Source organism: Ectothiorhodospiraceae bacterium BW-2 (assembly GCA_008375315.1).
Lineage (GTDB): Bacteria > Pseudomonadota > Gammaproteobacteria > Thiohalomonadales > Thiohalomonadaceae > BW-2.
Map to the genome: position 1 here is coordinate 913,294 of CP032507.1, position 24,600 is coordinate 937,893.

Sequence of the window (24,600 nt, forward strand, 5' to 3'; positions counted from 1 at the left end):
ATAGGTTTGATTACCCCTCACCCGTCACCCCCTGCAATAGCGACGCCATCAGCGCCAGCCGTGACGACTCATCGAGATCGGCTAATACCCCCTCTACCTGCTGCTGCTTCTGCTGTAACGCCTGCTGCTGTGACGGCGTGAGTGTCACCACCCGGCTGCGCTCGCCATGGCGGCTATCGACCCACTTTAGCAGCACCACCTCATCCTCTGCCTGAGGGTTCTCATCAATCGCCAAGCTCAGTTGATGCAGATTTTTCAACTTTTCGGCCACCGCTTTCAGCGCCACCTCCGCCTCCAGCAGTCGGGCATCATTCCACTTTGCCGGCGGCGCTCTGCCGAGCAGCGTGGCAATCGACTCCAGCCACTTTTGATCCTCATGGCCGCGATCAGTTAAACGGCGAATAAAGGCACCTAACCCCTGTTTATCGGGAGTTAACCGCTCTAACCCCTGATAGCGCTGCTGTAGCTGCTGGCGCAGCGTGACGGTCGGGAGCGGCTCCGGCCCCTCATGCTCCGGCAGCAGTAGTGTCAGCAGATGGCTCTGCCAGCGCCGCAGTAGCAGATCGTAAGCCCCTTTTAGCTCCCGCAGTGCCTGAATCAGCCGCTCTATAAACTGCTCCTCAACCGCTCTGTCGTTTAGCGAGGAGAACCCGCACGCCTGCGGTAGCGCTTCAAATAGTAGCTTGCCGGGGCTCTGCGCCTGCTCAAAAGCGTCACGCACCGCTTCCGCTTGTGGCGAGAGGGAGCGGGTTTGACGACTATACTCCGGTAGCCCGTTAATAAAGCTCACCAGCGGTTTCACGATATCGATCAGCCGCGCATCCTCTCTCACCCGTCCGACCACCGAATCAAGGTAGCGGTTAAACAGATCAGCCCGCAGCCCTTCGAGCTGAAACCGCTCTAAGGCAAAAAATTTAGGCCGGCGGCAGAGCATCTCCATCTGCGCTAAGCTGAGCCGCTCACTAAAGCGACCCTCATAGTAGAGCGCCACATCGCGGTTATTAATCAGCAGGTAGAGCAGAATAATTAGCGGCAGCACCCCCTCTTTAATCCCGAAGGGGGGCTGTTTCAGTTCGGTATAGAGTGCTTCGAGCTCTACCCCACTGCCCTCGTTACGCGCTAGTTTGGCATCAATCGCGGCAAATACGGGTAGAAAACCGCACTTATCATCCTGTTTAGTCGGCAGCGCAAACTGATAGCGGCCATCAAGGCACTGATGCAGACCACTCTCTAACAGCAGTGAGCGGTAGAGACTCTTCTCCGCTGGGTATTTTTGAATCCCTAAATCGGGCTGATCGGCCGCCTCCAGCATCGCTTTGATTAGCTTTTTTCGCCCAGTATTGGCACTGGTAGAGAGCTTATCCCGATTAATAAGCTCATTATCGATTTTAGGGCTCTGTGGGTAACATGCTGCCATCCATTGACTTAGGTAGTGCTGCAACTGGCGCCGATCGGTGATATCGAGCTGCGCCCGCCCTCGGTAGAACCACTGCTGCACTTTACGATTATGTGTGCTCTGTAAAAGCTCATTTAGCTGCTGCCTGAGTCGCATCGCACTGTTTTGCAGCCAACTCTGATACTCTTTTTGCGCCACCGCATCACTACTCAGTTCGGCATGGCGCTGCGGTAGCTGCAGCAGGGCGTATCTCTCTTTCGCCGCTTCCAGCAGTCGCTCCGCTAACTCACAGACAACTAAAATATCGTGCCTACTCTTAGGGGTAGGTGGGGGCTCATCGTTAACCCGTCGCAGATAGTACCAAAGGGTCGGCACCTCTGCCGGCTGCTGCAAGGCGGTAACCGTCGTGCTATCAATAAACTGGCGTAGATAGTAGCGCAGCGTACCGCGCTCTATGGTTAAACGGCGGGTCACTAACGGGGAGAGCGGCAGCTCCTGATTCAGAACCGCCGCTATCGATAGCTCCCCCTGCTGCTTCAGCTCACTCTCTAACGCCTGTTGCAGATTAAAATCACTTCCGGCCCAGAGACGATACTCCTGATTAAAGCGGCGATAGGTGATCACCGACTGCCGTTCCAGAGCCGTCAGCATCTTATTGAATCCCTTGCCAAACAGCGCTTTAAGTAGCGGTTGACTCGCCTTAAAGCCCTGCTGCGCCTGAATCAGATTGAGCAGGCCGATGGTTTTAATCAGCTCCCGTCCCCTCGGCAGTGACGGCTGATGGCCAAAGCGCTCCAGTGCGGTCTCTATCTCTAACCAGCGGTGGCGGGTGAGCGGGTCACTCCTCACTCCCGGCTGATTGAGGGTAAAGTAGTCGTAGAGCTGCCACGGCTTAATCCACTCTCCGGCCTGCCCGCTATCGAGCTGCTGCTGTAGCCCCGCCGGCTCACGACTGCCAAGATAGGTAAACAGGGTACGCTCATTTTGTGCCACCTTCTGACACAACAGCGGTAGCAGTAACAGCGTCAGCGGATGGAGTGGCTGGCAGCGATGAAACAGCTCAAGCGCGTCACCACGACTTAAATGCCCCGGCAGTGCCTGCTGCGCCATCAGCAGCTCAACCCACCGCTCAGTCTCGCCCCTCACAGCGCTATCGGGCTCGCTAAAGGCGCTCGCCACCACCTGCAGCACCTGTTCGGCCGGTTCGATAAAGGCGATACTCTCATAGCGCCCCTGCACTTTGGTCCACTCATCACGCTGTCGCTTAGCCATGCCGTGGCTATAGTACTCAAACGCCTGATGCAGCATGACCACGATATAGATCGGCTTGGTCAGCGTCGCTTCAGCCAGAAGCTGTAGCAGATGAATGCCATTCGCGCCACTATGGTGCGCCTGATACTCTAAAAATTTACCCAGCTCGTCGATCACTAGCAGCACCCCCTCGCCCTGCTGCTCACACCAGCGCTGCTGTAGCGCCTCTAGCTGTGCCATCAGTTGACTCAGGGTTAGTTGTTCAGCTAACTGCTGCGCCATATCAGCCTGTAGTTGACTATCGAAAACAGCCGCCTGCTGTAGCGCCTGCTGTAGCCGATACTCCAGCGCTTCGGGAGTACCGTTAATCATCACCGGCAACAACCCTCTAGCGTTAAACTGCTGTTTAAAACGCTGTAGTAGTCTAGCATCGAGCATCTGTAGCGCCGGAGCGGCAAGTTCGAAGGTGTCACTACCACCGCCACTGCTTAATGCGGCTAGATAGAGGGCAAAGGCCGATTTACCCGAACCATAAGGGCCAATAAGTGCCCAAGCACGGGGCGACTCGGTGTGCTCAAAACCGGCTGCAATCTGTTTTAGGGTCTGTAGCGCCCGCGAAGTCGGCAGGTAGGCGGTCACGGTTTCGGGGCGAAACTGATCCCGCTGTATATTAATCGCGCGGGTATAGAGGCTATTAACCCGAGAACATGATGCCATTAGTGATAGTGATCCTGCAGTAGTGTAAGACTCTGTTGAGTCTGCTGTCGGCGGTAGAGCTGATGCAGACCGGCGGTATCGCGCTGCTCAAAATCGGGTAGATAGTGCTGCAACGCCTGTTCGAGGTGGTAGCTAAACCCCTCCTCATTTAGGCGAAACACGGCCCCCGGTGCGACAGCACTGCCACCCCCACCTCCCCCTCCACCACCGCCGTAGAGTAGCTCCTGCACTGGAACTGCCGGCTGTTGTGGCTGCTGCTCAAACCGATCTAAAATCGCAAACGCCAGCGCGATCGTCGGTAACTCCTCACGCCAACCACGCTGACTCTGAAAGCGTCTGCCGGGGAGCGGCTGAATCAGCTCCAGCAGCGACAGAGGCGAGTCGAGTCCATCCTCAGCCTGCGCTGCGTTTAGCTTAGCGCTACGGCTATACATTCGTAGCAGACAGGAGAGATCTGATTTAAGGGAACTATCCGATTTAACCTGCGGCTCTAAAAAGCGCTGTAACGACGCCAGCAGCTCCGTTTCGCTAAAATCGGGCACAGCATAGTGGTTAAAAAACCAATAGAAACCAGTGGCTAAGGTCGCGTTAGAGCCGATTAACCAGTGGAGAATCCATAAAGTTGCCTCATCCTCTAAATAGGGATCGCCGTACTTACCTAAAATCGCCTCTCCTAAAGCGGTCGGGATAAAAACACCACTGCCCTGCTCACGAACCAGACGAGTCACCCGCAGCCAGTAACGAATAGCGTTAACCATATTTTTACCGACACCGAGCTTCACCACAGCACTCTCCTGTTTAAATAGCTGAGCATCGTTCTGAAGCTGCAAAAACCCTTTTGGCAACCAGCCGAAACGGAGCGGAAAGCTCTCGTGGCGACCAAATGTAGTCTGAGGCAAATTATCTTGCATCGTTAACCTTTTCGATTAATTGCTCTAAATGGTGAATAAAGTAGTCGATCTCCGCCAGCGTATTGTAGTAACCGAAACTGATCCGTACTGCGCCATAGAGCTCGCGTGCAGTGATACCCATGCCGCGCAGCACATGCGACGGCTCAATCGTACCACTGCTGCAAGCCGAACCGCTGGAAAAAGCGGCCACCGCTTCGCACTGGTTTAGCAGCGCATCGCTATCGTACCCTGCTACCGAAAAGTTAATGATATAGGGCGAACCGCCACTGAGTGGACTATGGATCTGCACGCTCCGCTGAGAGCTAGCCCACGCCATAAAGCGCTGTTGCAGAGTACGAATGTGGGCTAACTCCGACTCACGCTGCCTCTGGCAGCGCTGTAGCGCCGCGACTAAGGCACTAATTTGGTGGGTCGGTACCGTGCCGGGGCGCAGCCCAAACTCCTGGCCGCCGCCATAACAGAGCGGTTGTAACCGTAAATGGCGGCGCTGGCGTACAATCAGTGCGCCAACTCCCTTCGGGCCATAAAATTTATGCGCTGAGATCGAGAGTAGATCAACCGCTATATCCGCTAGGTTTAGCGCAAATTTACCGACAGACTGCGCCGCATCGACATGGAACAGAACTCCCGCTCTAGCGGCGATAGCGGCGATTTCGGTTAACGGCTGCATCACCCCGGTTTCGTTATTAACCGCCATCACCGAGATGAGTAGCGTCTCGGGTCGTAGCGCAGATTTTAGCTCAGCGATATCGATTAACCCACTGCCGTCCACCTGCAGATAGGTAAGACTAAACCCCTCTGCCTCCAGCGCATCGCAACACGCCAAGACCGCTTTATGCTCTGTCGTAACGGTGATAAGATGGGTGCCGTGGTGACGATTAGCCCGCATTATCCCAGTTAGCGCCAGATTATTGGCCTCAGTCGCACCCGAAGTGAAGATAACTTCATCGGCATCACACCCTAACAGCTCAGCAGTTGCCATACGATTCTGCCTAAGCTGCTGTTTTGCTAAATGGCCATAGCGATGCGCAGAAGCGGGATTGGCAAACTGATTTGAAGCGAGGGTTAAGTGACGACAGAGTGCCTCAGCCACCTCAGGGTGAAGCGGTGTCGTTGCGGCGCTATCAAAATAGATCGGAAGTTGTATTGATGTCGTGGTTGCCATGCAAAAAAAATAGCATAGGCAGAACAGATAAGCAATAAAAACATTATGTCTTACGACATTAAATGTAGCAAAAACAGATAAAAATTAAGCTAAATGATATTTTATAGCGATACCGACTCCACAGTTAGCGCCAAAAACTTCTCACGGCTCATCACCACCGGTACTAAACGGCCCTTTCCCGGCCGCATAACCACTATCTGTCGCTTCTGCGCCGGCCCCGCCGAAAGATGGATCGCTCTATCTGCCCCATAGAAATAGAGTCGGTCAAAGGCGAGCTGCCCGACAATCCACTGCGCAACGGCTAGCATATCCTCATCGGCAACGATAAAGTCACACGCCGCGCCTAGGCGGGGACAGATCGGCCTGTTGAGCCGGTTAAGTTCGCAGGCAGCGTGCTGATCTAGCTTAGGCGCAATTCGCCCCGGTATCTTTTTGGCTAACTCAGCCGAGCAGAAGCCGTAGGTCAGTTCAATCATGCCAAAGTAGTCGATGATCGGATCGAGCAGCGTCTGTGCTAAGATGAGTAGTGCTGTGTAACTCTCAGGCTGTTGCGGCCGGTTGTCGATCTGATACCGCTGCCAGCTCTCGCCGCACTCAATCAGATCGCGATAGCTGAGAAATTGGCCACACGCCTGATCTAGATCGGGCAGGGTGCGGCTGCGAATCAGCTCAAACCCTTCAATCTCCCAGCGTTGTCGCCTCAGCGTGCGGCGAAAAGTCTCCGGCTTCGGGCCATAGCGGCTCAAATCGAACAGTTCCAGCGCCTGTAGCTGCTCATCAAAAGCGAGCTGTAGAGCGTAGTTAGGTGACTCCTCGTTCATATAGCGCGATTTAAGGTAGAGATAGGCCGGTTCATACTCGTCGTCATACTGGTACCACGCTAACTGCTGCCGCCGTAGATCGATTTTAACCCGCTCTAGCAGGCGGGGTAACGGGCAGTTATCAAAATCGTCGTAGCGCATGAGACTTAGTTTAGAGCTAGCGGTATGAATTTTAACCATATCAATCCCATTTAAATCGCCATAGAGCAGCGCACCACAGTGGATATAGAGCTGTAACAGCGCGGCTAGTCGTCCTATTTCACCCACCGGCACATGGAACGAGCCGTCACTATCTAGGTAGCCTAACCTCTCCTCTGCCGCCTTTTGTGCCGCCGCGCTGATGCGGTCGCTGTTGCCGAGCTCAAATAGGAGTTGATTAGCTGCCTCTTTCGCCATGGTATAGTGAGCAAAGTGGTACTTAATATCGCGCCGTAGCTGCGGCTCTAACTGATGATACGCTTTGCGCTGGCTAAAAATCTGTAGCGCTAGATAGAGCCGAATCTCGTCGCGCCGCGCCCTTTCCGCCTCCAACAGTAGCGGCTCTACCCCCTCCTGCTGGCGTAAAAAGTTGAGTGCTTTATTGTAACTGCCAAACTGTTCGGTCAGCTCAATCAGGTTATCTAGTTCACTTTTGTCAGGGGGGCGCCCTAAATCAAGCCACTCTGTCTGAAGCCTCTGCACTAGCTGTTGCCGCTGCTGTCGTTGTGCGGGCTGCCTCTGCTGCCGCTCTCGATAGGCCAGACGCAGCCGGTTAGCTCGGGGGCGGTAGCGCTGCTGTAAAAAACGCTGTTCGGTCAGCTCATCCCGAAAGACAAACAGTAGCCCCGGGCCAACCGCTACCGAATCGACCCCTAAAGTGGTATCGACCCACTGCTTAAACTCACCCTGAGTAAAATATTTTTGAAAAGTATTGCGACTAGTTAAGACACCATCGCTATACTCCACCCCACGAAAGCTATTCTGGTTATAGAGCATGACAGCGATAACTAAGAGTTTCTCCGTCAACTGCCAAGCGTTTTGCAGCGCCGCCGACCGCTCTTGCGGTGATTCGATCACATTCACCACAAAGCCGAGATTAACCAAGTCGGCCGCTTTAAGCGCCTTTTCAGCAGCGTAATAGGGATCCCATCCCGCGGCCTCAATTTGGTTCGCCTGCAGATGGCGCAGATCGTCCCCTTTGCCGCAACCGTAATCGAACAAGGTATAGTCGCCACTTAAAAAACCGTATCTTGCCAGTGCCTGCATCGGTGCCGAGAGGTTAGAGCGGCTCAAGGCGGTCCGATGGCGCTCGACACTAAAACTTTGAGTTAAATCTATGCCAACTGTTTTGGCAGCATCAGCATCCGCCCCCGCATTACCGATAGGTAGAAGTTGATGCCCCTCCAATCGGTAGCCACTTTGCTGTAATCGCGCCGCCCAGGCGAGACGAAAACCGATGGTCGTCGCCTGTTCAAATAACCCTAATGCTTCGCAGCTTTCGGTTAGCTGTTGGTAGGCGGCGCGGTGTGGATGATCAGCGGCTAATAAGAGCTCTTTGCGGTGCAAAATCGGTGGATTCAACGAATGTTGATAACTTCTGCACACTACTGTTTCACGCTCTAAATCGATTTTCCAGCTATGGTTTAATTCGGGAAAGGGGGCGGAAAAAAAATCGGGGTAGTTCAGCAGCGAGAGCGAATCACCGCGATGGCTATACTTCACGACACTATAGTGTTCGCCCGCACTCACTTTAGCTAAAGCTTCCGCAATCGCAATGTGCTGCTGCACCCGTTCTGGTTGAGCGGGAGTCAGACTAATGTGCCAGTAAGTATGCTGCTGTAGTTTTTTGCCGTAGAGTTGACTCATTTCGCCGGGTTCTTGTTCATCAATTCGTCAGGCTTGCGCTCCATCCTTACCCACTCAAATCTTACCCCGCCAAGTATATCAATCCTGCCTCCCCTGTCTAGCCTAAATCCACTTCAACTGTTAATTGCTCCGGAGTCAGGAGAGCCATTGACATGACTCATCTTACCGTCAGTCGTCACGAAATTATGTACGCACTGAATAAGTCAATTATTCGTTCATCGACGCAACTAGGTCATCAATCCCTTACGCCACTTAGGTTTGATTCAGTCAACCGAGAGGTGCTAACGCTGTTTGAAGTGGTGATCTATGCCGAACAGGTACGCTATCAATACGGTTTTCGGTTAACAGCCGATCGTATTTACGATGAGTGGCTGTTACCGCAATCGTTCGACTTCGCTCTATCCGCTAAGCGATTTTAGTCCGCGTGCAGCTATTTCAGATGATTCGGGAGCTGGTACTGTGGGAGAACACCAATAATGAGGCGGTACTGAACAGGGCGAAGGTGATTGAGGATTATCGACGAAAAACCTCACCCCTAAATCCCCTCTCCATGAATGGAGAGGGGACTTTTTTTTCCTCCCCCTCGCTATTTATGGAGAGGGGACTTTTTCCACTTCTTCCTCCCCCTCTCCATTTATGGAGAGGGGGTCGGGGGGTGAGGTTAATATCACCGGCCACGCCAATGTATCCGCCGAAAAACCGAATTTTGCCAAGCAGATTCGGAAGTTTTCCACTGATATGGAAGCGCAGGTTTGGGAATGGGTACGCGGTCGCCTTACTCGATCAACTGCACACCGTTATTCAAGAGACTATGGGGTGGATGGACTACCACCTACATCCGATAGCGCTATTGCGACAAAAAGCGTAACAAAATATCACCATCATGGGGGGTTAAGTTGTGATCCCCTGCGGTAAAGATAACGTCAGAGCGCTGCGCTAGCGCCGGCACAAAGTTCATGTTTTGGCTCACTTTAGAGACCACCCAGTCGCTCTTCGCACGAACGATTGAGAGGTAGCGACTCTCAGGGTGGGGCTGGCGATTGAGCCAGAAGAGGATATTGCCACGACTCTCACGCGATAGATCGCGCATGAGCCCCTCGGAGCGATTGAGCGACTGTGCGCCTAAAAAGGGGAGAATGGGTGACAAAGGGGAGTCGGCGGCAGCTCGCCCCGCTTCGGCTAGCGCGGTTCCTAAATGGGGAGAGGAGATAGTCGTCAAGCTAGCCACGCTCTGGTTTGGATAGCGCACCATAAACAACCGCGCCACCACTCCGCCTGCCGAGTGGCCGGCGAGATGGAGCTTCTCTCCCGGATAGCGCTGTTTAATCCAGCCGATTTGAGCCGCCAATACCTGCATCTGTAGCTCTAGTGGTGCCTCAGTCGGCAGTTCAGCGACAAATAGTAGCGGCTGTTGAGCCGCTGGAGGCTGGGGCGCTGCTAGCTGTTTTACCCCGTCAGCGGTGGCTAGCAGGATGCCGCCATCACTCCAGCCATTGGCTAGTAGCGCAGCACTCGCGCCGCGATAGTGCCACTCCAACGCCCGCTCATGGTAGCCCGGTAGCAGCAGTAGCACTTCAGCCCGCAGCGGCAGGATGGTAAAGCAGAGGCTTAAAAAGAGCCCTAAACCCAATTGAGTCATCGTATCTGTTCCTAAAAGCCTAAGCAAAGTTGCTCATGGCGGTTTTTGGTAATTCGCTCTCCGTTGATAACACCCTTGCGGGCGAGCAACTGGAGTCCTGGTTGAGCAGTCCCAACCGGATGGCCGGTCAACACCGGCAACATGGGCAGTTTCAGCCATCGAAACCCAGCTTGCGCCATAAAAATTGCCTCGATGTTCATCCTGAACAGAGAACAACCTTGCGATTCGACTTCGACTCTAACCATGGCACGCAAAACTTTCGCGCTTGTAGATAACCTATCTACGGTGGAAAATTCTAATGACAAATAAATAAAAAATCAAGAACTGTTTTTTGCTCTCCTCATTGACGAAATTGACAGACGAAAAAAAAGCGGTGCCCGATGGCACCGCTTCTACCATTAAAAAATGGTACTTACTGACCGGCAGCCGGAGCCTGCGGAGCAGGAGGTGCGGGTGGAGCATAAGGAGCTGGAGCGCCATAGCCATAAGGAGCGCCGTAGCCACCACCATAAGGGGCACCACCATAAGGAGCACCATAGTAACCGTTGTAACCACGGTAGCCGTTATAACCTTGATAACCGTTATAACCACGACCTGAACCGTAGCCACGACCGGTACCACGACCATTACCGCGACCACTAAAGCTCATGTTGAAGTCGGTATCGCCCATCATGTCGCCCATACCGTCGCCCCAACCATCGCCCCAGCCGTTGCCGTAGCCATTACCGTTGTTCCAACCATTACCGTCCCAAGGACCCCATCCATCGTTCCAAGGACCCCAAGCACTAGCGGTGGCAGAAGCAGCCATAACAGCAGCAGCGGCAGCAAGCGTAAAAATTTTCTTCATAAATGACCTCCCAAGGTACTGATTAGAGTGACAGCCGAATCGTTGTTTCGGCGCCTTCATTAGTAGTTAAACACTTTCTAATATAGTCTGTCAACTCATTAATTGAGTTCACCCCGTGACTCTACACTTAAATGGTGAACGCCACAACAGTAAATTTTGCCATCTTTGGCACTTTTCAACCTAACCCCTCTCCTCGCGCCTGCGCCTCGGCATGGTAGGAGGAGCGAACTAGCGGCGCACTGGCGACTCGGGTAAAACCGATCTCTCGCGCCAGCGCCGCATAGGCGGCAAACTGCTCTGGCCGAATAAACGCCTTCACCGGCAGGTGATCTCTGCTCGGAGCTAGATATTGGCCAAGCGTTAGGTGGCGGCAGCCGTGCTGATAGAGATCATGCAACACCTGTTCAATCTCTGATGGCAGCTCTCCTAAGCCGACCATTAAGCCCGATTTGGTTGGCACTGTCGGCAGACGCTGACTAAATTGCTTCAGTAGATTGAGCGATCCCTGATAGCTAGCCCCCGGTCGAGCCTCTTGATAGAGCCGCGGTACTGTCTCTAAATTGTGGTTAAAGATATCGGGGGGGTGTGGTGCCAAATGGTCGAGCGCAACCGCCTCACGACCACGAAAATCGGGCGTTAAAATCTCAATGGAGGTCGCCGGTGCGTGGTGACGAATCGCGCCAATAACCTTAGCAAAGTGGCCCGCCCCACCATCACGCAGATCGTCGCGATCAACCGAAGTAAGAACGACAAAGTTAAGCCCCAGCGTCGCAATACTGGCGGCCAAGCGCTCCGGCTCCCCCTCATCGGGCGGCGCGGGACGACCGTGAGCCACATCGCAAAAGGGGCAGCGTCGTGTACAGATATCCCCTAAAATCATAAAGGTGGCGGTGCCGTGATTAAAACATTCGCCTAAATTAGGACAGCTCGCCTCTTCGCAGACAGTATGGAGCCGCTGCTGCCGTAACAGCGCCTTCACTCTAGCCACCTCAGGCCCGGTCGGTGCCCGGGCCCGAATCCACTCTGGTAGCCGATAGCGCTCTTGGCGCGGGGCAATTTTGACCGGAATCCGAGCCACTTTATCAGCACCTCGCTGGCGCTTTAATTTGTCAGCCGACTCTGTTGCCATCGCTCTCCCTCGTAGTTCACTGTTAATTGCTCTATTTGGCCCCTCTCCCTCTCTAGCGCCGTTAACAGCCGCTGTAGCCACTGCTGCTGTAGCTGCGGCAGCGGGGTATCGATGCCGAGCTGTTTTAACGAAGTGACCGCCATACCGGCATAGCCGCAGGGGTTGATGCGCTCAAACGGGGAGAGATCCATATCGATGTTAAGACTGAGACCGTGGTAGCTAAAGTGGCGCCGAATTCGTAATCCTAGCGCCGCCACCTTCGCGCCTTCGACATAGACTCCCGGTGCCTGTCGATCCGCTACGGCTGTCACACCATACGCCTGCAATAGCTCGATCACCGTCTGTTCCATGAGTGTCACTAGTTGTCGGACACCTAACCGAAGTCTGGCGGTATCGAGCAGCAGATAGGCGATGAGCTGCCCCGGCCCGTGATAGGTCACCTCGCCACCCCGATCACTCTGCTCTACGGGAATCTCTCCTGGATTAAGTAGGTGGTGCGGTTTCGCGTTGCGTCCAAGGGTAAAGATCGGTTGGTGCTGTAGTAACCATATCTCATCCTCCAGTGGCGTCCCCCCCTCTATTCTCAGGGCGGTAAAGTGCTGCATCGCCCGATAGATCGGCGCATAGGGCTCAATCCCAAAGTAGCGTAGCTGCATCGCTCGCTAGAGCAACCACTTCACTTCAGGGCGGGAGCTTAGCGCTAGATAGAGGGTGTCGAGCTGCGCTTTACTGGTCGCTCTAATCACCGCTGTCACGGCGATATAGGTTCCTTGGCGACTCTCACGCACCGTCAGCGTTGAGGGGTCAAAATCGGGCAGATGCTGCTGCAGAATCGAGCCTATTAGCGGCACCAAATCGGCATCGGTGCGACCCATAATTTTGAGCGGAAAATCGCACGGAAACTGGAATAGCTCGTTAATGTAGGCTCGATATTCGGGGGTATCGGGAGGTTGACTCATAACATACATAGCCCGCACTGTTGCTGTTTATAGGTTTGAAACTGTTGCTTGAGCTGGTGCCACATTGGGCCGGGCTCGCCCCTCCCTACCGCTGCGCCATCAACTCTCACGACGGGAACAATCTCCTTGGTAGAGCTGGTCATCCAGATCTCATCGGCAGTGAGTAGCTGCGCGCGGCTTATCTGCCGCTCCTCAACACTAATTCCGGCCTGATGAGCCAAATCGAGCACCACCTGACGGGTAATACCGGGCAGAATGTGGCAGCTCTTCGGCGGGGTGGCCACTGTCTGATCGGTAACGATAAAGATATTACTCGCCGCCCCCTCAGTTAGATAGCCCTCACGCAGTAAAATCGCCTCACTCGCGCCGCTCTCAATCGCCTGCTGTCGTAGCAGCACATTGGCCAAGAGGTTAATGGTTTTAATGTGGCAGTTGTGCCAGCGGCTATCGTCTGCTGTTACCGCTGTGGCTATCGGTGGCGGCTGCGGTAGGGGTGAGCTCATTAGCAGCAGTGTCGCGGCACCCTCTGGCACTGGAAAGCGGTGATCGCGTGGTGCCACCCCTCGCGTTAGTTGCAGATAGATCGCCTGATTACCACCGCCGTTGCGTTCGATCAGCTCTGCCATTAACGCCCGAAAGCCCTCTCGATTCAGGGGCGCGGTGATACGAACAGAAGCTAAACTGCTCTCCAAGCGTTGCAGGTGGGCGTCGAGCTCAAACGCTACGCCAGCATAGACGGCGATCATCTCATAGATACCATCGCCAAAGATAAAGCCTCGGTCGAGTATCGAGACCGTCGCGGTGGCCCCCTCCTGCCACTGGCCATTGAGATAGATTTGCGCCATATCGCTACTCAAACATGAGTAAGAGTCGATCTTTTAACTGTTGCCACAGGTTCCCCTCAGCAACACTATGGAGCGTGACTACCGCCGGTGAGGCGATCCTCTCGCCACCGAGGGTTAACTCTAGCTGGCCGACCCTCTCCCCTTGGGCTACCGGTGCCATTAATGGCTCGGTAATCGCTAAATTGGCCTGTAGATTTTTATACTCACCGCGGGGAATGGTGATAAATAGCTCCTCGTTTAAGCCCAGTGCGACTGTTTCACTGCTCCCTTGCCAGATACGGCTCTGTTTGAGTGTCTCTGCTGCCCCGTAGAGACGATGCGTCTCATAAAAGCGGAAGCCGAAGTTTAGCAGTTTCATCGTCTCCTCTGCTCGCTCTTGATTACTCGACGCCCCCATCATCACTGTTATGAGTCGCATTGAGTCGCGGTTCGCTGAAGCGACCAGGCAGTAACCGGCGGCATTGGTATGGCCCGTTTTAAGGCCATCGACCGAGTCGTCGCGGTGCAGCAATGGGTTGCGGCTGCGCTGGGTGATCTCGTTGTAGGTGAAGCTCTTTTCGGAGAACCAGCGATAGTAGTCGGGAAATTGGCGAATAATCGCCGCCGACAACAGCGCCATATCGTAGGCGGTGGTGTAGTGGTTGGCTACCGGTAGGCCGTTGCTGTTATTAAAGTTGGAGTTCTCCATGCCTAGTCGTTGGGCGTAGTCGTTCATTAGTGATGCGAATGACTCCTCGCTACCGGCGATATACTCTGCTAGCGCGACGCTAGCATCATTGCCCGATTGGATCACCATTCCCTTAATTAGATCTTCGACTCGAACCCTCTTCCCGACTTCGATAAACATGCGTGAACCGGGGGTCTTCCACGCCTTTTCGCTCACCAGTACCTCGTCATTCAGACCGATGTGGCCCTCTTTGAGTTCGTGAAACACCACATAGGCGGTCATCAGTTTGGTCAAACTCGCCGGCTCTAACGGCTCATGAATATTTTTGCCTGCAATGACCTCGCTACTATGGTAGTCAAACAGGATATAGCCCGACCCCTTTAGCTGAGGCGGTTCTGGGATCGGAATCGCCGCTACCGGTAGCGCAACAGATAGAAAAAACCAGACCCATAATCGTTTAACTACTCGCATTTGAACTCTCTCTACACTTTTAACATTAACAGTCACTCATCACTCTCCGTGACCACGCGCTCATGGCCCCGAAATAACTTTAGCGCCACCAAATCCCTGCTGCTGTAGCTGCGGCAATAGTGCAGCGGCTGCGGCTCTATCGCTATAGGGGCCTAACCGCACCCGATAGAGCAGGCCGCTCTGCCCCGCTATCGGGATGATCTGCGCTGTCTGATTGACCTTCTGTGCTAGCTGTTGTTGTAGCACAGTCGCTCCGGCATTACTGCTAAAGGCACCTAATTGAATGTAGTATGCCGACGGCAACGGTGCTGCTGGTGCTGCTGGTTCTGGTTCTGGTTCTGGTGCTGGTGCTGGTTCTGGTGCTGGTGCCGGTGCCGGTATCGCTACCACCACAGCGGCCACTGGCTCTTGAGGGGGGGGCTCTGTCACAGCGGGCGGCGTCGGCGTCGGCGTTGTTGGAGGAGGAACTAAGATCACCTCCACCCGCACAGGGGCGGTTCCACTCTCCACTATCCCCAATTTTAGGGCAGCAGCGTAGGAGAGATCGATCACCCTCCCCTCATGAAACGGGCCGCGATCATTAATCCGAACCACTAGCTGCCGCTGGTTATTGAGGTTAGTGACGCGGGCGTAGCTGGGGATAGGTAGCGTCGGATGGGCGGCGCTAATACGGGTCATGTCGAAAATCTCGCCGTTAGCGGTCGGGTTACCATGAAATTTACGGCCATACCATGAGGCGATCCCCTCCTCTTGATAGGGGCGCCGCTGCTGCTCTACGAGGTAGGTCTTGCCAAAACGGACATAACTGGCCCGATTCCCCCCAGCGGATATCGGCTCGTAACGGGGGGTAAGCTCCTCAATGGAGTCCAGATCGAGCGCAATCTCCGGTGGGCCATCTTTAATCACAATCTCTTGGGTACAGCCCCCTAACATCAACCCAACTCCTAATAACAGCAGCCATCTCATCGATTCTATCTCCAATGATACGGCTACTGTTGGTAGCTGCTGCGAATCGCTTCAGCGAGCTGAAAGACCGCCATCGCATAGAGTTCGCTATGGTTATAGCGGGTAATGGCATAAAAGTTATCGTACACCAGCCAATACTCCGGCCCGCTCTGTTGCTTCAATTCAATGAGTGCGGCCCTCTCGGGGGCAACGGTTGGTGCCTGCTGCGGCTTAACGCCACGATGAGCTGCCTCTGCTAGACTGATATGGGGCTTATACCCCGTTAGTAGCCCCTTATAGTCGCTACCGCTCACTTCGGCGCGACTGGCAATCGGCTTGCCTCGCTGCCAGCGGTGTCTGGCTAGGTAGTTGGCTACGCTGCCGACAATATCCTCCATTGAGTTCCAGAGATCACGCTTACCATCGCCATCAAAATCGATAGCGTAGGCGCGATAGCTGCTAGGAATAAACTGCGGCTGCCCCATCGCACCGGCATAGGAGCCGTAGAGCTTAGGCAGCTCAAACCCCTCCTCTCGGCCAATTAAAAACAGCTCTTTGAGCTGCTGGCGAAAAAATTTAGCTCGTGGCGGATAGGCAAATGCGAGCGTTGCGAGCGACTCGGCCACCCGGTGTCTGCCCTGATATTGACCGAAGCGAGTTTCGACCCCAATGATGGCGACAATAATCTCAGCCGGCGTACCAAACTGCTCTTCGGCCCGTTGTAACAGCGTCTCATGGGTACGCCAAAACTGTGCGCCATCCCGAATCCGCTCCGGCTTTAGAAAGATAGGGCGATATTGGTGCCACTCTAGTGTCCGCTCTGCGGGGCGGCTAATCGCGTCTAGCACGCTCTGTTGCAGCTCTAGGGATTCAAAGAGGGTACCTAGCTCAGTGGCATCAAATGAGTGCTCTTCGACCATCTCCTGAATGAAACGGTTAACCTCCGCTTGCGGCAGCGATGCGGCGTGGAGCGGAGCATGACAAAGTAGAAACAGAAAGAAAGTAGTGTATCTCATGTGCGTGATAATAGATTCCGGTGAGTGTGAACAGACATTAGGATACCGAAACCGGCGAGTAAGGTCACCATCGAACTGCCTCCATAGCTCATTAAAGGTAGCGGTAACCCGACAACCGGCAGCAATCCCATCACCATTCCCATATTGACAAACAGATAGACAAAGAAGGTCATCACCACGCCGGAGGCGAGCAGCCGACCATAGCTGGTCTGCGCCATCATGGCAATATAGAGCCCGCGTACAATAATTAACAGATAGAGCAGTAGTAGTAGCGCTATCCCCATAAAACCAAACTCCTCGCTAAAGACCGCAAAGATAAAGTCGGTGTGGCGCTCGGGCAGAAACTCCAGGTGGGACTGGGTGCCATTGAGCCACCCCTTGCCAAACAGACCGCCCGAACCGATGGCGATAGTCGATTGAATAATATGGTAACCACTCCCTAACGGATCGCTCTCTGGATTGATTAGCGTCAACACCCGCTGGCGCTGGTAGTCGAGCATCGCATAGTGCCAGAAGATAATTGCTGTCGGGATCAGCATCACCACGGTGGAGACGATGTAGCGCCAGCCAAGACCGGCAAAAAAGAGGACGCTAAGCCCTGAGGCCGCTACCAGCAGTGCGGTACCGAGATCGGGCTGTTTGAGAATAAGCGCCGCCGGTAGCGCAATAATCGCCATCGCTATCGCTACCTGTTTGGGCCACGGGGGTAGCGGCTTATCGTGCAGCCAGGCGGCCACCATCATCGGTAGCGCCAATTTTAGCAGCTCTGAGGGCTGAAATCTAAACACCCCCAAATCGAGCCAGCGCTGCGCCCCTTTGCCCATCTCACCCATGATTAACACCCCTAGCAGCAGCACTATCCCTAGATAGTAAATGGGCATACTCCAGCGCAGTAGCTTCTCAGGTGAGATTTGCGCCACAGCAACCATCACCCCAAAGGCCACCACCAGTCGCACGACTTGGCGCACTACCATATCGGGCTGCTGATTTGCGGCGCTATAGAGGGTTATCAACCCCACTGCCGTCACTAACAGTAACCCGAACAGGAGCGGTAAGTCCAGATGAAACTGTAGCGACAATGAGCGCTGCTGCATCGTCGCTTAGCCTCGGTTACCGAGGAAGTAGTCGAATATCTGCCGTGCAATCGGTGCCGCCACTTTGCTACCACTGCCGCCATTTTCGACAATCAGCGCCACCACCAATTGCGGATTATCGACCGGCGCAAAGGCGATAAACAGCGCGTGATCGTGTAGCCGTTTACTGAGCTCACTCGCATCATACTCCTCCCCCTGCGGAATACCGAATACCTGCGCGGTACCGGTTTTACCGGCCATGCGGTAGTTCAAGCCGGTACCGATGGTTCGTGCAGTCCCATGAACCCCGTGCACTACTTCGGCCATGCTCTCGAAAATAGCCTCCCAGCTCGACTCGGCAATATCGTTCAAACGGCTCTCGATCACACTGTCAGTCACATGGAGTTCGCCATCTTCGGGGCTGCTCATCGCTCTGACCACCCGAGGTTGGTAGAGTGTCCCCCGATTCGCTAGCGCTGCGGTCGCTCGTGCGAGCTGTAGTGGTGTCGTCAACATCGCCCCTTGACCAATACCGGTAATCAGAGTCTCACCGCTATACCAGGCCTCGTTGCGTTTACGCCACTTCCACTCCCGTGTCGGCATCAGTCCTGCTAATTCACCCCCGATATCGATAGTGGTCAGTTGGCCAAAACCGAATCGCTGCATAAACAGCGCTAAACGGTCGATACCTAGCTCTAGTGAGAGATCGTAAAAATAGACATCACACGACTCGGCAATGGCGCTTTTTAGAGTCACATGGCCATGGCCCCACTTTTTCCAGTCGCGATATTTGCGCTCATTGTCGCCAATTTGGTAGAAGCCCGGGCAGAAGAGCGAGCTGTCACTATCGATTAGATGGTGCTCCAGACCAGCCAAGCCCACAAACGGCTTAGTGGTTGAGCCGGGCGGGTACTGCCCTCTAAGCGCTCGGTTAAAGAGCGGTTTATCGGCCGAGTCGGTCAAACGCCGGTAGTCACTGCCGGAGATACCATTGACAAACAGATTGTTATCAAACCCCGGCGCACTCACCAACGCCATGACCGCCCCATTTTGTGGATTAATAGCGACCAGCGCCCCCCGCTCTTCGCCAAAGGCGGCCATCGCCACCTGCTGTAGTTCCGCATGGATATAGAGCTGTAGATTGTTGCCAGGACGCGGTAGCTGCTCCTCTAGGGTGCGTAATATCCGGCCACGGGCGTTAACCTCCACCTGCCGATAACCCACCTCACCATGCAGTTCGCTCTCGTGGCTACGCTCGACCCCAATTTTGCCAATGTGCTGTGTCGCCGCATAGTTACTGTTATCGATCTGCTGCAACTCCTGCTCGTTAATCCGCCCCACATAGCCTATGACATGCGAGGTGAGCTCTCGATAGGGGTAGTAGCGGGTTAAGCGGGAGTTCACCTCTACCCCTGCCATTCGGTGGCGATTGACCGCCAGTCGAGCTACCTCCTCTTCGGTCAGTCGTAGTCGTAGTGAGACTGTCTCAAAGCGGCGTTTGCGTTTTAGTTCTCGTCGAAAGCGGCTTAAATCCTCCTCCCCTACTGCCACTAGCTGCTGTAGCTGTTGCAGCGTTCCCTCCATATCTTCGACCCGCTCCGGTATCAGCTCTAGCGAGTAGGAGGGGATATTTTCCGCCAAAATTCGCCCAGTCACATCGACGATTAAGCCACGAGTCGGCGCGATCGGCTGCACCATCACCCGATTATTGCTCGATAGCGTCGAGTAGTGCTCATGACGGACGATCTGTAGCTGCCACGCTCGCCACAGTAGCAGTAGCAGCGCCATCACCACTATCCCTAAGATAATCCAACTACGCCAAGCAAAGAGTCGCCGCTCCCGCTGCGGATCTTTAATCAGCCAGACTCGGGATAGCACCTAACGAACCCCGTAGTAGCGCCGCACTAAGCGTAACAGTAGATACAGTGGTGCCCATGCCAGCATGGTGGTCAACGCCGGCAACCAGTAGTACCAGACCAAAATCGCCTCCCCCATCAGGCCATCGATCCAGAAGCGAGCCAACAGGACTAACAGCGATAGGAGTAAAATCACTACCGACTGCTGCCAGCGACGGTAGATACGCATACGCTGATAACCATAGAGGACAAAGTAGCTACAGAGGGCATAGCCAACCGCTAGCTGTCCTAGCAGAGTCCCTTGTACGGTATCCATTAAGAGACCGATAGACCAACCTGTCAAGATACCCACTCGCTCCGGCAGCGCTAAAGTCCAGTAGATGAGCACCAGCAGACTCCACTGCGGCCGCAACACTTCGCCCCAAAACGGTAGCGGCATTAAGGTCAATAGCAGCGCCACGATAAAGGTGGCGACGATCACCGAACTCCCCTGTCGCCGATGCTCATCCACCCGCATCGTCCTCTGCCGCCAAGACCGGTTCGCTCCAGATGAGCAGTAGCTCTTGGGCCTGCTGTAGTTTCGCTGTCGGTTCAGCCTCCACTTGGGCAAAAGTTCGCGCCGGATCGCGCCGAATCGTGACCACCCGTGCCACCGGATAGTCGGCGGGAAAGCGCTGCCCGAGACCGGAGGTTACTAGGAGATCCCCCTCACGAATATCGGCATTATTGGGCAGGTGGGGAATATCGAGCAGATGTTTACCGCTACCGACGGCCACTGCCCGCAGGCCGTTGCGTAGCACCCGTACCGGTAGCGAGTGGCTCGGATCGGTGATGAGCAGCAGATCGCTATGAAAAGTGTCTGTGGCGACCACCTGCCCCACCACCCCAAGGGCATCGATCACCGGATGGCCGATAAAGACCCCATTGACGATGCCACGGTTAATTTTCATTCGGTGGCGATAGGGATCGCTATCCACCGCCACCATCTCCGCCACTAGCACCCGCTCCCAATCCTCTTTAGAGGATTTGAGCATCGCCCGCAGACGCCGGTTCTCCTGCTCAATCGCCGCCATCTTCTGCATTCGCACCTCCAGCAGTAGCTGCTTATGGCGTAGTTCACGGTTCTGTTGTAACAGCAGCTCACGACTAGCAAAGGTCTCTGAGAAGCTAGAGGTCGCGCTCACCGGCAGGTTGACCAGATAGCGCAGCGGGTAGAGTAGCGTGGAGAGTCCGGTACGCACCGAATCAAGGTAGGTAGAGTGGTGATCGGATACCATGAACACAATTGAGAGCCCTACCACCAGTAACAGCCGTGACACCAGCGATGGCCCCTGAATAAAGAGGGTGTAGTTCATCGCTGTCATAGGATCATCGACCGCAGCGCGGTCAAGCTATTAATCGAGAGAGAAGAGATCACCACCGTGGAGATCCATCATCTCCAGCGCCTTGCCGCCGCCGCGGGCCACGCAGGTCAGTGGGTCTTCAGCAATAATCACCGGCAGGCTGGTCTCCTCCATCAGTAGCCTGTCGATATCGCGCAGCAGTGCCCCCCCGCCGGTCAGCACCATGCCTCGCTCGGCAATATCGGAGCCTAGCTCCGGCGGTGTCCGCTCTAAGGCGGTCCGCACCGCGCCGACGATGCCGGCTAACGGCTCCTGCAACGCCTCCAGAATCTCATTGCTATTGAGGGTAAAGCTGCGCGGAATCCCTTCGGCTAGATTGCGCCCCCTGACCTCAATCTCCTGCACTTCGGTACTCGGGTAGGCCGAGCCGATGGCGTGTTTAATTCTCTCAGCGGTCGCAAAGCCTATCATGGTGCCGTAGTTACGGCGCACATAGCTGATAATCGCCTCATCGAAACGGTCACCGCCGATTCTGACCGAGTTAGAATAGACGATGCCGTTGAGCGATAAGATCGCAATTTCGGTGGTACCGCCGCCAATATCAAGCACCATCGAGCCACTCGCTTCACTAATCGGCATTCCAGCACCAATCGCCGCTGCCATCGGCTCCTCAATTAAGAAGACTTCGCGTGCTCCAGCGCCATTAGCCGACTCTTTAATGGCTCGCCGCTCCACCTGGGTTGCGCCGCAGGGGACACAGATCAAGACTCGGGGGCTAGGGGAGAGAAATTTAAACTTATTTTCGTGCACCTTGCGAATAAAGTGCTGCAACATCTTCTCGGTAATGGTGAAATCGGCGATCACGCCATCTTTCATTGGCCGAATCGCTTCGATATTACCGGGGGTACGCCCTAGCATCAATTTGGCATCGCGACCGACGGCGGCAATACGGCGGTTCTCCCCCGATTGATCTTTACGAATAGCCACCACCGATGGTTCGTCGAGAACAATCCCCTCGCCGCGCACATAGATCAAAGTGTTGGCGGTGCCTAAATCAATCGAAATATCGTAAGAGAAAATTCCGCGAAAGCGTCCTAACATAGTGATTAACCGTTATTATCCAGCAAAAACAGCCGCGTAATGTAACAATTTTGCCCCTTTTAAGCTAGCAAAATCACACCGAACGCCAACGCAACCGGCGTAACAGCAGCGGTAGTAGCGTTAAGTTCCCTAAAAGAGCCAGCACCATTGCTAGTGCGGTAAAGAGTCCGAAATAGAGGGTCGGCATAAAGTTGGAGAGCGCCAGCACCGAGAAACCGAGGCTAATCGTCATTGAGGTGTACCAGATTGCCCGTCCAACACTCGCGTGGCAGCGTGCTATCACCTGCTCAATCGAGTCGCCCTGCCGCCGTTCACTCTCAAAGCGGTGGATATAGTGAATCGCGTTATCGACCCCAATGCCCACCGTAATCGCGGCAATCGTGATCGTCATGATATCTAGCGGAATCGATAGCCACCCCATTAGGCCCAAAATCAGTCCAGCCGCCATGAGTGTCGGAATGACCCCGACCGTTGCCACTACCATAGAGCGAAACAGTAGCCATAGCATTAGCCAGATCGCGGCAAAAACGGCGCTTAAGGTGACAATTTGCGACTGAAATAGGCTCTGTAACACATTGTTATAGAGCACTAGCATCCCTGAGAGTTGTAGCTGCTGCGGCTCTAGTTCAAATTGGCTCACCATCTCGCGCTCAATCTTCTTTAGTAGTGCATCGCGCTGTAGATTGTGATCTGAATCCACGACCCGAATCGAGAAGCGAATTTGGTTGCCATCGGCCGACATATAGGGGTCGAGCAGTGTCTGTCGAATCTCCTCCGGCAGCTTTTTATGCAGCAGCGACAGGGTGAAGTTATCGGGCGCTTCGCCCCCATTGAGCGATTTGACCAGCTCCATCGCTGTCGCTAACGATAATACCTTACCGGTTTCGGGGAGTGATGCCAGATAGCGATGCATCGACGCTACCCGCTCTAGCTGATAGCGGTTAAACCAGTAGCTGCTAGCGCTAATACCAGCATCGGCTTCGCTATCGCCGAACAGATCGTCTAACAGTCCCCTCATAAAGCCACTCTGTTCAGACGCCGGCGCAGGCTCCGTTGTCCCCTCCTCTGCCTGCTGCGCTAAAAAGCGTGCTGGCGCTGAGATAACGACATCTAGCGGCGTGGTACCCCCTAGCTGTTGATCAATGACCACCATCCCTTGGTAGATTTCGGTATCGGCTTTAAAGTAGTCGATAAAGCGGTTCTCAACGCTCAAGCGGCTTAATCCGATGGTCGCTAGCAGCAGCAGCAGCAGATAGAGAGCGATAATCACCCTGCCCCGCGTAATGACCGACTGCGCTAACCACCCCGTCACGCTATCGAGCCAAGGGTGGTTAATCTCCGCCGCCGGCTGTGGCTGTCGCCGTGCTAGCAGTAGCGGAAACAGGACGAAGGCTAACCCAAACGCCACCGCCACCCCCACTACCATCATCCAACCAAAGTCGATCACAGGGCGAATCCCGCTCACTAACAGTGAGGCAAAGGCGACCATGGTGGTCAAGGTGGTATAGAGCGAGGGGGCCAATTTAGAGCTCAGTGTCTGCTGTAGCAGTCGCCGTTGCGACTCCACCCCCGCCTGCTGCAGCTCCTGATAGCGCACGACTAGATGGATGGTCAGCGATAGGGTAATAATCAGCAGCAGTGAAATAAAATTAGAGGAGACGATGGTGACTCGCCAGTCAATCCAGCCTAAAAAACCGACCATCACCACCACGACCGCAGCACAGATAGCGATCGGTACCGCGATCCACAATAGGCGCCGAAACGCTAGCGCTAACAGCAGCAGAATGAGTAGCGTCACCCCGAGGCCGAACCGTTCAATATCGTTACCAATAAAATCGACGATATCGGCTGAGATCATCGGCACGCCCCCTAGATAGATTGTCGCCTGATCGCGATACTTATCGGCAATCTGTCTCACCGCCGCAATATCGGCCTGCTGCTGCTGTTGCAGGGTGCTATTGTACTGTTTAATCGCCGCTGAGAGGCTCTCTAACTGCTGCTGCTGCTCGGCTGTCAATGGGGAGGAGAGCTGCCATAGTTGATCCCGTTGCTGTAGTAACTGTCGATAGTCGCTATCGATCTTAAGCTGTACCATTAGCGCCGTTAGCTGACCATTGTCACTCACCAAAAGCTGCCGATAGAGGGGGCTGTGGAGAAACTCTTGCCGCGCTAGCACGCTATCTGTGCCGTTATCGCTTAAGGTTCGTATCCCCTGCTGTAGCTCGGTCAGCGATACCGGTGGGCTCTGAATCAGCGGCACATCCAGAATCGAGGTGACTGAGGCGACTCGCTCTAACGCCTCTAGCTCGCCTTTAAGTTGCGCTAATCGCTGTAACACGGGGGCAGAAAAGAGATCGGCCCGTTGAGGGTTGTAGGTCAAGATAAGGTAGTCATCGGAGCCATAACGGGCACGAACTTCACGATAAAAACGGAGATCGGCATCGCTCTCCAGCACCAACGCATCGGCCGAGGCGTCGAGTTTAAACTCACGCGCCGAGTAGCCCGAAAAGAGCAGGAGTAGGATCAGCCCTAGCCACAGCCAGCGCTGCTCCAGCACCGCACGATAGTAGTACTGTGATAAGTGTTGTGATAACGCGCTCATC

20 protein-coding genes and 1 pseudogene are annotated in these 24,600 nt (G+C 54.6%); 2 read left to right on the top strand and 19 right to left on the bottom strand.

Going from position 1 to position 24,600, the window contains the following annotated elements:
* Positions 1 to 10: 10 nt before the first annotated feature.
* The 4 genes from D5085_04250 to D5085_04265 all read right to left on the bottom strand — a co-directional run bounded on the left by D5085_04250 (position 11) and on the right by D5085_04265 (position 8,106).
* Positions 11 to 3,364, bottom strand: a complete 3,354-nt coding sequence (locus D5085_04250) for a hypothetical protein (GenBank protein ID QEP42419.1) — start codon at positions 3,362 to 3,364, stop codon at positions 11 to 13.
* The gene (locus D5085_04255; protein QEP42420.1) at positions 3,364 to 4,275 is read right to left on the bottom strand and encodes a DUF4007 family protein; all 912 of its coding nucleotides are present in this window, start codon (positions 4,273 to 4,275) and stop codon (positions 3,364 to 3,366) included. Before D5085_04255 ends, D5085_04250 begins: the two co-directional genes overlap by 1 nt.
* On the bottom strand, positions 4,265 to 5,440 hold the full coding sequence (locus D5085_04260; GenBank protein ID QEP42421.1) for a cysteine desulfurase: 1,176 nt from the start codon (positions 5,438 to 5,440) through the stop codon (positions 4,265 to 4,267). The genes D5085_04255 and D5085_04260 overlap by 11 nt, the downstream gene beginning before the upstream one ends.
* Positions 5,441 to 5,541: 101 nt before the next feature.
* A complete protein-coding gene (locus tag D5085_04265; GenBank protein ID QEP42422.1) occupies positions 5,542 to 8,106 on the bottom strand; it encodes a DNA phosphorothioation-associated putative methyltransferase in 2,565 nt (854 codons plus the stop codon).
* Positions 8,107 to 8,258: 152 nt separating this feature from the next.
* Between D5085_04265 and D5085_04270 the strand changes: the two genes are divergently transcribed.
* Entirely contained in the window at positions 8,259 to 8,525 is a 267-nt protein-coding gene (locus tag D5085_04270) for a hypothetical protein (protein ID QEP42423.1), read from the top strand.
* Positions 8,526 to 8,545: 20 nt separating this feature from the next.
* Positions 8,546 to 8,974, top strand: a complete 429-nt coding sequence (locus tag D5085_04275; GenBank protein ID QEP42424.1) for a hypothetical protein — start codon at positions 8,546 to 8,548, stop codon at positions 8,972 to 8,974.
* Here D5085_04275 and D5085_04280 read toward each other — a convergent pair.
* The 15 genes and pseudogenes from D5085_04280 to D5085_04350 form a co-directional block, all read right to left on the bottom strand.
* On the bottom strand, positions 8,954 to 9,745 hold the full coding sequence (locus tag D5085_04280) for an alpha/beta fold hydrolase (GenBank protein ID QEP42425.1): 792 nt from the start codon (positions 9,743 to 9,745) through the stop codon (positions 8,954 to 8,956). The genes D5085_04275 and D5085_04280 overlap by 21 nt on opposite strands.
* Positions 9,746 to 9,756: 11 nt before the next feature.
* Entirely contained in the window at positions 9,757 to 9,990 is a 234-nt protein-coding gene (locus D5085_04285; GenBank protein QEP45050.1) for a hypothetical protein, read from the bottom strand.
* A 167-nt stretch (positions 9,991 to 10,157) separates the two neighbouring features.
* Complete coding sequence (locus D5085_04290; protein QEP42426.1) at positions 10,158 to 10,592, bottom strand: sulfur globule protein CV1; 435 nt, start codon at positions 10,590 to 10,592, stop codon at positions 10,158 to 10,160.
* 175 nt (positions 10,593 to 10,767) lie between these two features.
* Positions 10,768 to 11,721, bottom strand: a complete 954-nt coding sequence (gene lipA, locus D5085_04295) for a lipoyl synthase (protein ID QEP42427.1) — start codon at positions 11,719 to 11,721, stop codon at positions 10,768 to 10,770.
* Positions 11,694 to 12,680: pseudogene (gene lipB, locus D5085_04300) on the bottom strand (lipoyl(octanoyl) transferase LipB). The gene lipA and the pseudogene lipB overlap by 28 nt, the downstream one beginning before the upstream one ends.
* Positions 12,677 to 13,525: a D-amino acid aminotransferase gene (locus D5085_04305; GenBank protein QEP42428.1), complete on the bottom strand. Its 849-nt coding sequence runs from the start codon at positions 13,523 to 13,525 to the stop codon at positions 12,677 to 12,679. The pseudogene lipB and the gene D5085_04305 overlap by 4 nt, the downstream one beginning before the upstream one ends.
* A 4-nt stretch (positions 13,526 to 13,529) precedes the next feature.
* The gene (locus D5085_04310; protein ID QEP42429.1) at positions 13,530 to 14,663 is read right to left on the bottom strand and encodes a D-alanyl-D-alanine carboxypeptidase; all 1,134 of its coding nucleotides are present in this window, start codon (positions 14,661 to 14,663) and stop codon (positions 13,530 to 13,532) included.
* Positions 14,664 to 14,723: 60 nt separating this feature from the next.
* Positions 14,724 to 15,629, bottom strand: a complete 906-nt coding sequence (locus tag D5085_04315; GenBank protein ID QEP42430.1) for a septal ring lytic transglycosylase RlpA family protein — start codon at positions 15,627 to 15,629, stop codon at positions 14,724 to 14,726.
* A 23-nt stretch (positions 15,630 to 15,652) separates the two neighbouring features.
* A complete protein-coding gene (gene mltB / locus D5085_04320; protein ID QEP42431.1) occupies positions 15,653 to 16,624 on the bottom strand; it encodes a lytic murein transglycosylase B in 972 nt (323 codons plus the stop codon).
* A complete protein-coding gene (rodA, locus tag D5085_04325; protein ID QEP42432.1) occupies positions 16,621 to 17,718 on the bottom strand; it encodes a rod shape-determining protein RodA in 1,098 nt (365 codons plus the stop codon). Before rodA ends, mltB begins: the two co-directional genes overlap by 4 nt.
* Positions 17,719 to 17,724: 6 nt before the next feature.
* Positions 17,725 to 19,485 carry a penicillin-binding protein 2 gene (mrdA, locus tag D5085_04330; GenBank protein ID QEP45051.1) on the bottom strand — a complete coding sequence of 587 codons (1,761 nt, stop codon included), beginning with the start codon at positions 19,483 to 19,485 and terminating at the stop codon, positions 17,725 to 17,727.
* Between the two features lie 90 nt (positions 19,486 to 19,575).
* Positions 19,576 to 20,070, bottom strand: coding sequence for a rod shape-determining protein MreD (mreD, locus tag D5085_04335; GenBank protein ID QEP42433.1), 495 nt, complete (start codon positions 20,068 to 20,070; stop codon positions 19,576 to 19,578).
* Positions 20,057 to 20,908 (bottom strand): rod shape-determining protein MreC, encoded by an 852-nt coding sequence (gene mreC, locus D5085_04340; protein QEP42434.1) that lies wholly within the window; start codon positions 20,906 to 20,908, stop codon positions 20,057 to 20,059. Before mreC ends, mreD begins: the two co-directional genes overlap by 14 nt.
* A 39-nt stretch (positions 20,909 to 20,947) precedes the next feature.
* Complete coding sequence (locus D5085_04345; GenBank protein QEP42435.1) at positions 20,948 to 21,997, bottom strand: rod shape-determining protein; 1,050 nt, start codon at positions 21,995 to 21,997, stop codon at positions 20,948 to 20,950.
* 73 nt (positions 21,998 to 22,070) lie between these two features.
* Positions 22,071 to 24,599, bottom strand: a complete 2,529-nt coding sequence (locus tag D5085_04350; protein ID QEP42436.1) for a transporter — start codon at positions 24,597 to 24,599, stop codon at positions 22,071 to 22,073.
* Position 24,600: the final 1 nt, after the last annotated feature.

What these genes read in the sequence shown, in the direction of transcription:
- D5085_04250 (QEP42419.1), bottom strand. Translation starts at nt 3,364, where the DNA reads ATGGCATCATGTTCTCGGGTTAATAGCCTCTATACCCGCGCGATTAAT.
- D5085_04255 (QEP42420.1), bottom strand. Translation starts at nt 4,275, where the DNA reads ATGCAAGATAATTTGCCTCAGACTACATTTGGTCGCCACGAGAGCTTT.
- D5085_04260 (QEP42421.1), bottom strand. Translation starts at nt 5,440, where the DNA reads ATGGCAACCACGACATCAATACAACTTCCGATCTATTTTGATAGCGCC.
- D5085_04265 (QEP42422.1), bottom strand. Translation starts at nt 8,106, where the DNA reads ATGAGTCAACTCTACGGCAAAAAACTACAGCAGCATACTTACTGGCAC.
- D5085_04270 (QEP42423.1), top strand. Translation starts at nt 8,259, where the DNA reads ATGACTCATCTTACCGTCAGTCGTCACGAAATTATGTACGCACTGAAT.
- D5085_04275 (QEP42424.1), top strand. Translation starts at nt 8,546, where the DNA reads ATGATTCGGGAGCTGGTACTGTGGGAGAACACCAATAATGAGGCGGTA.
- D5085_04280 (QEP42425.1), bottom strand. Translation starts at nt 9,745, where the DNA reads ATGACTCAATTGGGTTTAGGGCTCTTTTTAAGCCTCTGCTTTACCATC.
- D5085_04285 (QEP45050.1), bottom strand. Translation starts at nt 9,990, where the DNA reads ATGGTTAGAGTCGAAGTCGAATCGCAAGGTTGTTCTCTGTTCAGGATG.
- D5085_04290 (QEP42426.1), bottom strand. Translation starts at nt 10,592, where the DNA reads ATGAAGAAAATTTTTACGCTTGCTGCCGCTGCTGCTGTTATGGCTGCT.
- lipA (QEP42427.1), bottom strand. Translation starts at nt 11,721, where the DNA reads ATGGCAACAGAGTCGGCTGACAAATTAAAGCGCCAGCGAGGTGCTGAT.
- D5085_04305 (QEP42428.1), bottom strand. Translation starts at nt 13,525, where the DNA reads ATGGCGCAAATCTATCTCAATGGCCAGTGGCAGGAGGGGGCCACCGCG.
- D5085_04310 (QEP42429.1), bottom strand. Translation starts at nt 14,663, where the DNA reads ATGCGAGTAGTTAAACGATTATGGGTCTGGTTTTTTCTATCTGTTGCG.
- D5085_04315 (QEP42430.1), bottom strand. Translation starts at nt 15,629, where the DNA reads ATGAGATGGCTGCTGTTATTAGGAGTTGGGTTGATGTTAGGGGGCTGT.
- mltB (QEP42431.1), bottom strand. Translation starts at nt 16,624, where the DNA reads ATGAGATACACTACTTTCTTTCTGTTTCTACTTTGTCATGCTCCGCTC.
- rodA (QEP42432.1), bottom strand. Translation starts at nt 17,718, where the DNA reads ATGCAGCAGCGCTCATTGTCGCTACAGTTTCATCTGGACTTACCGCTC.
- mrdA (QEP45051.1), bottom strand. Translation starts at nt 19,485, where the DNA reads ATGGCGCTGCTACTGCTACTGTGGCGAGCGTGGCAGCTACAGATCGTC.
- mreD (QEP42433.1), bottom strand. Translation starts at nt 20,070, where the DNA reads ATGCGGGTGGATGAGCATCGGCGACAGGGGAGTTCGGTGATCGTCGCC.
- mreC (QEP42434.1), bottom strand. Translation starts at nt 20,908, where the DNA reads ATGAACTACACCCTCTTTATTCAGGGGCCATCGCTGGTGTCACGGCTG.
- D5085_04345 (QEP42435.1), bottom strand. Translation starts at nt 21,997, where the DNA reads ATGTTAGGACGCTTTCGCGGAATTTTCTCTTACGATATTTCGATTGAT.
- D5085_04350 (QEP42436.1), bottom strand. Translation starts at nt 24,599, where the DNA reads ATGAGCGCGTTATCACAACACTTATCACAGTACTACTATCGTGCGGTG.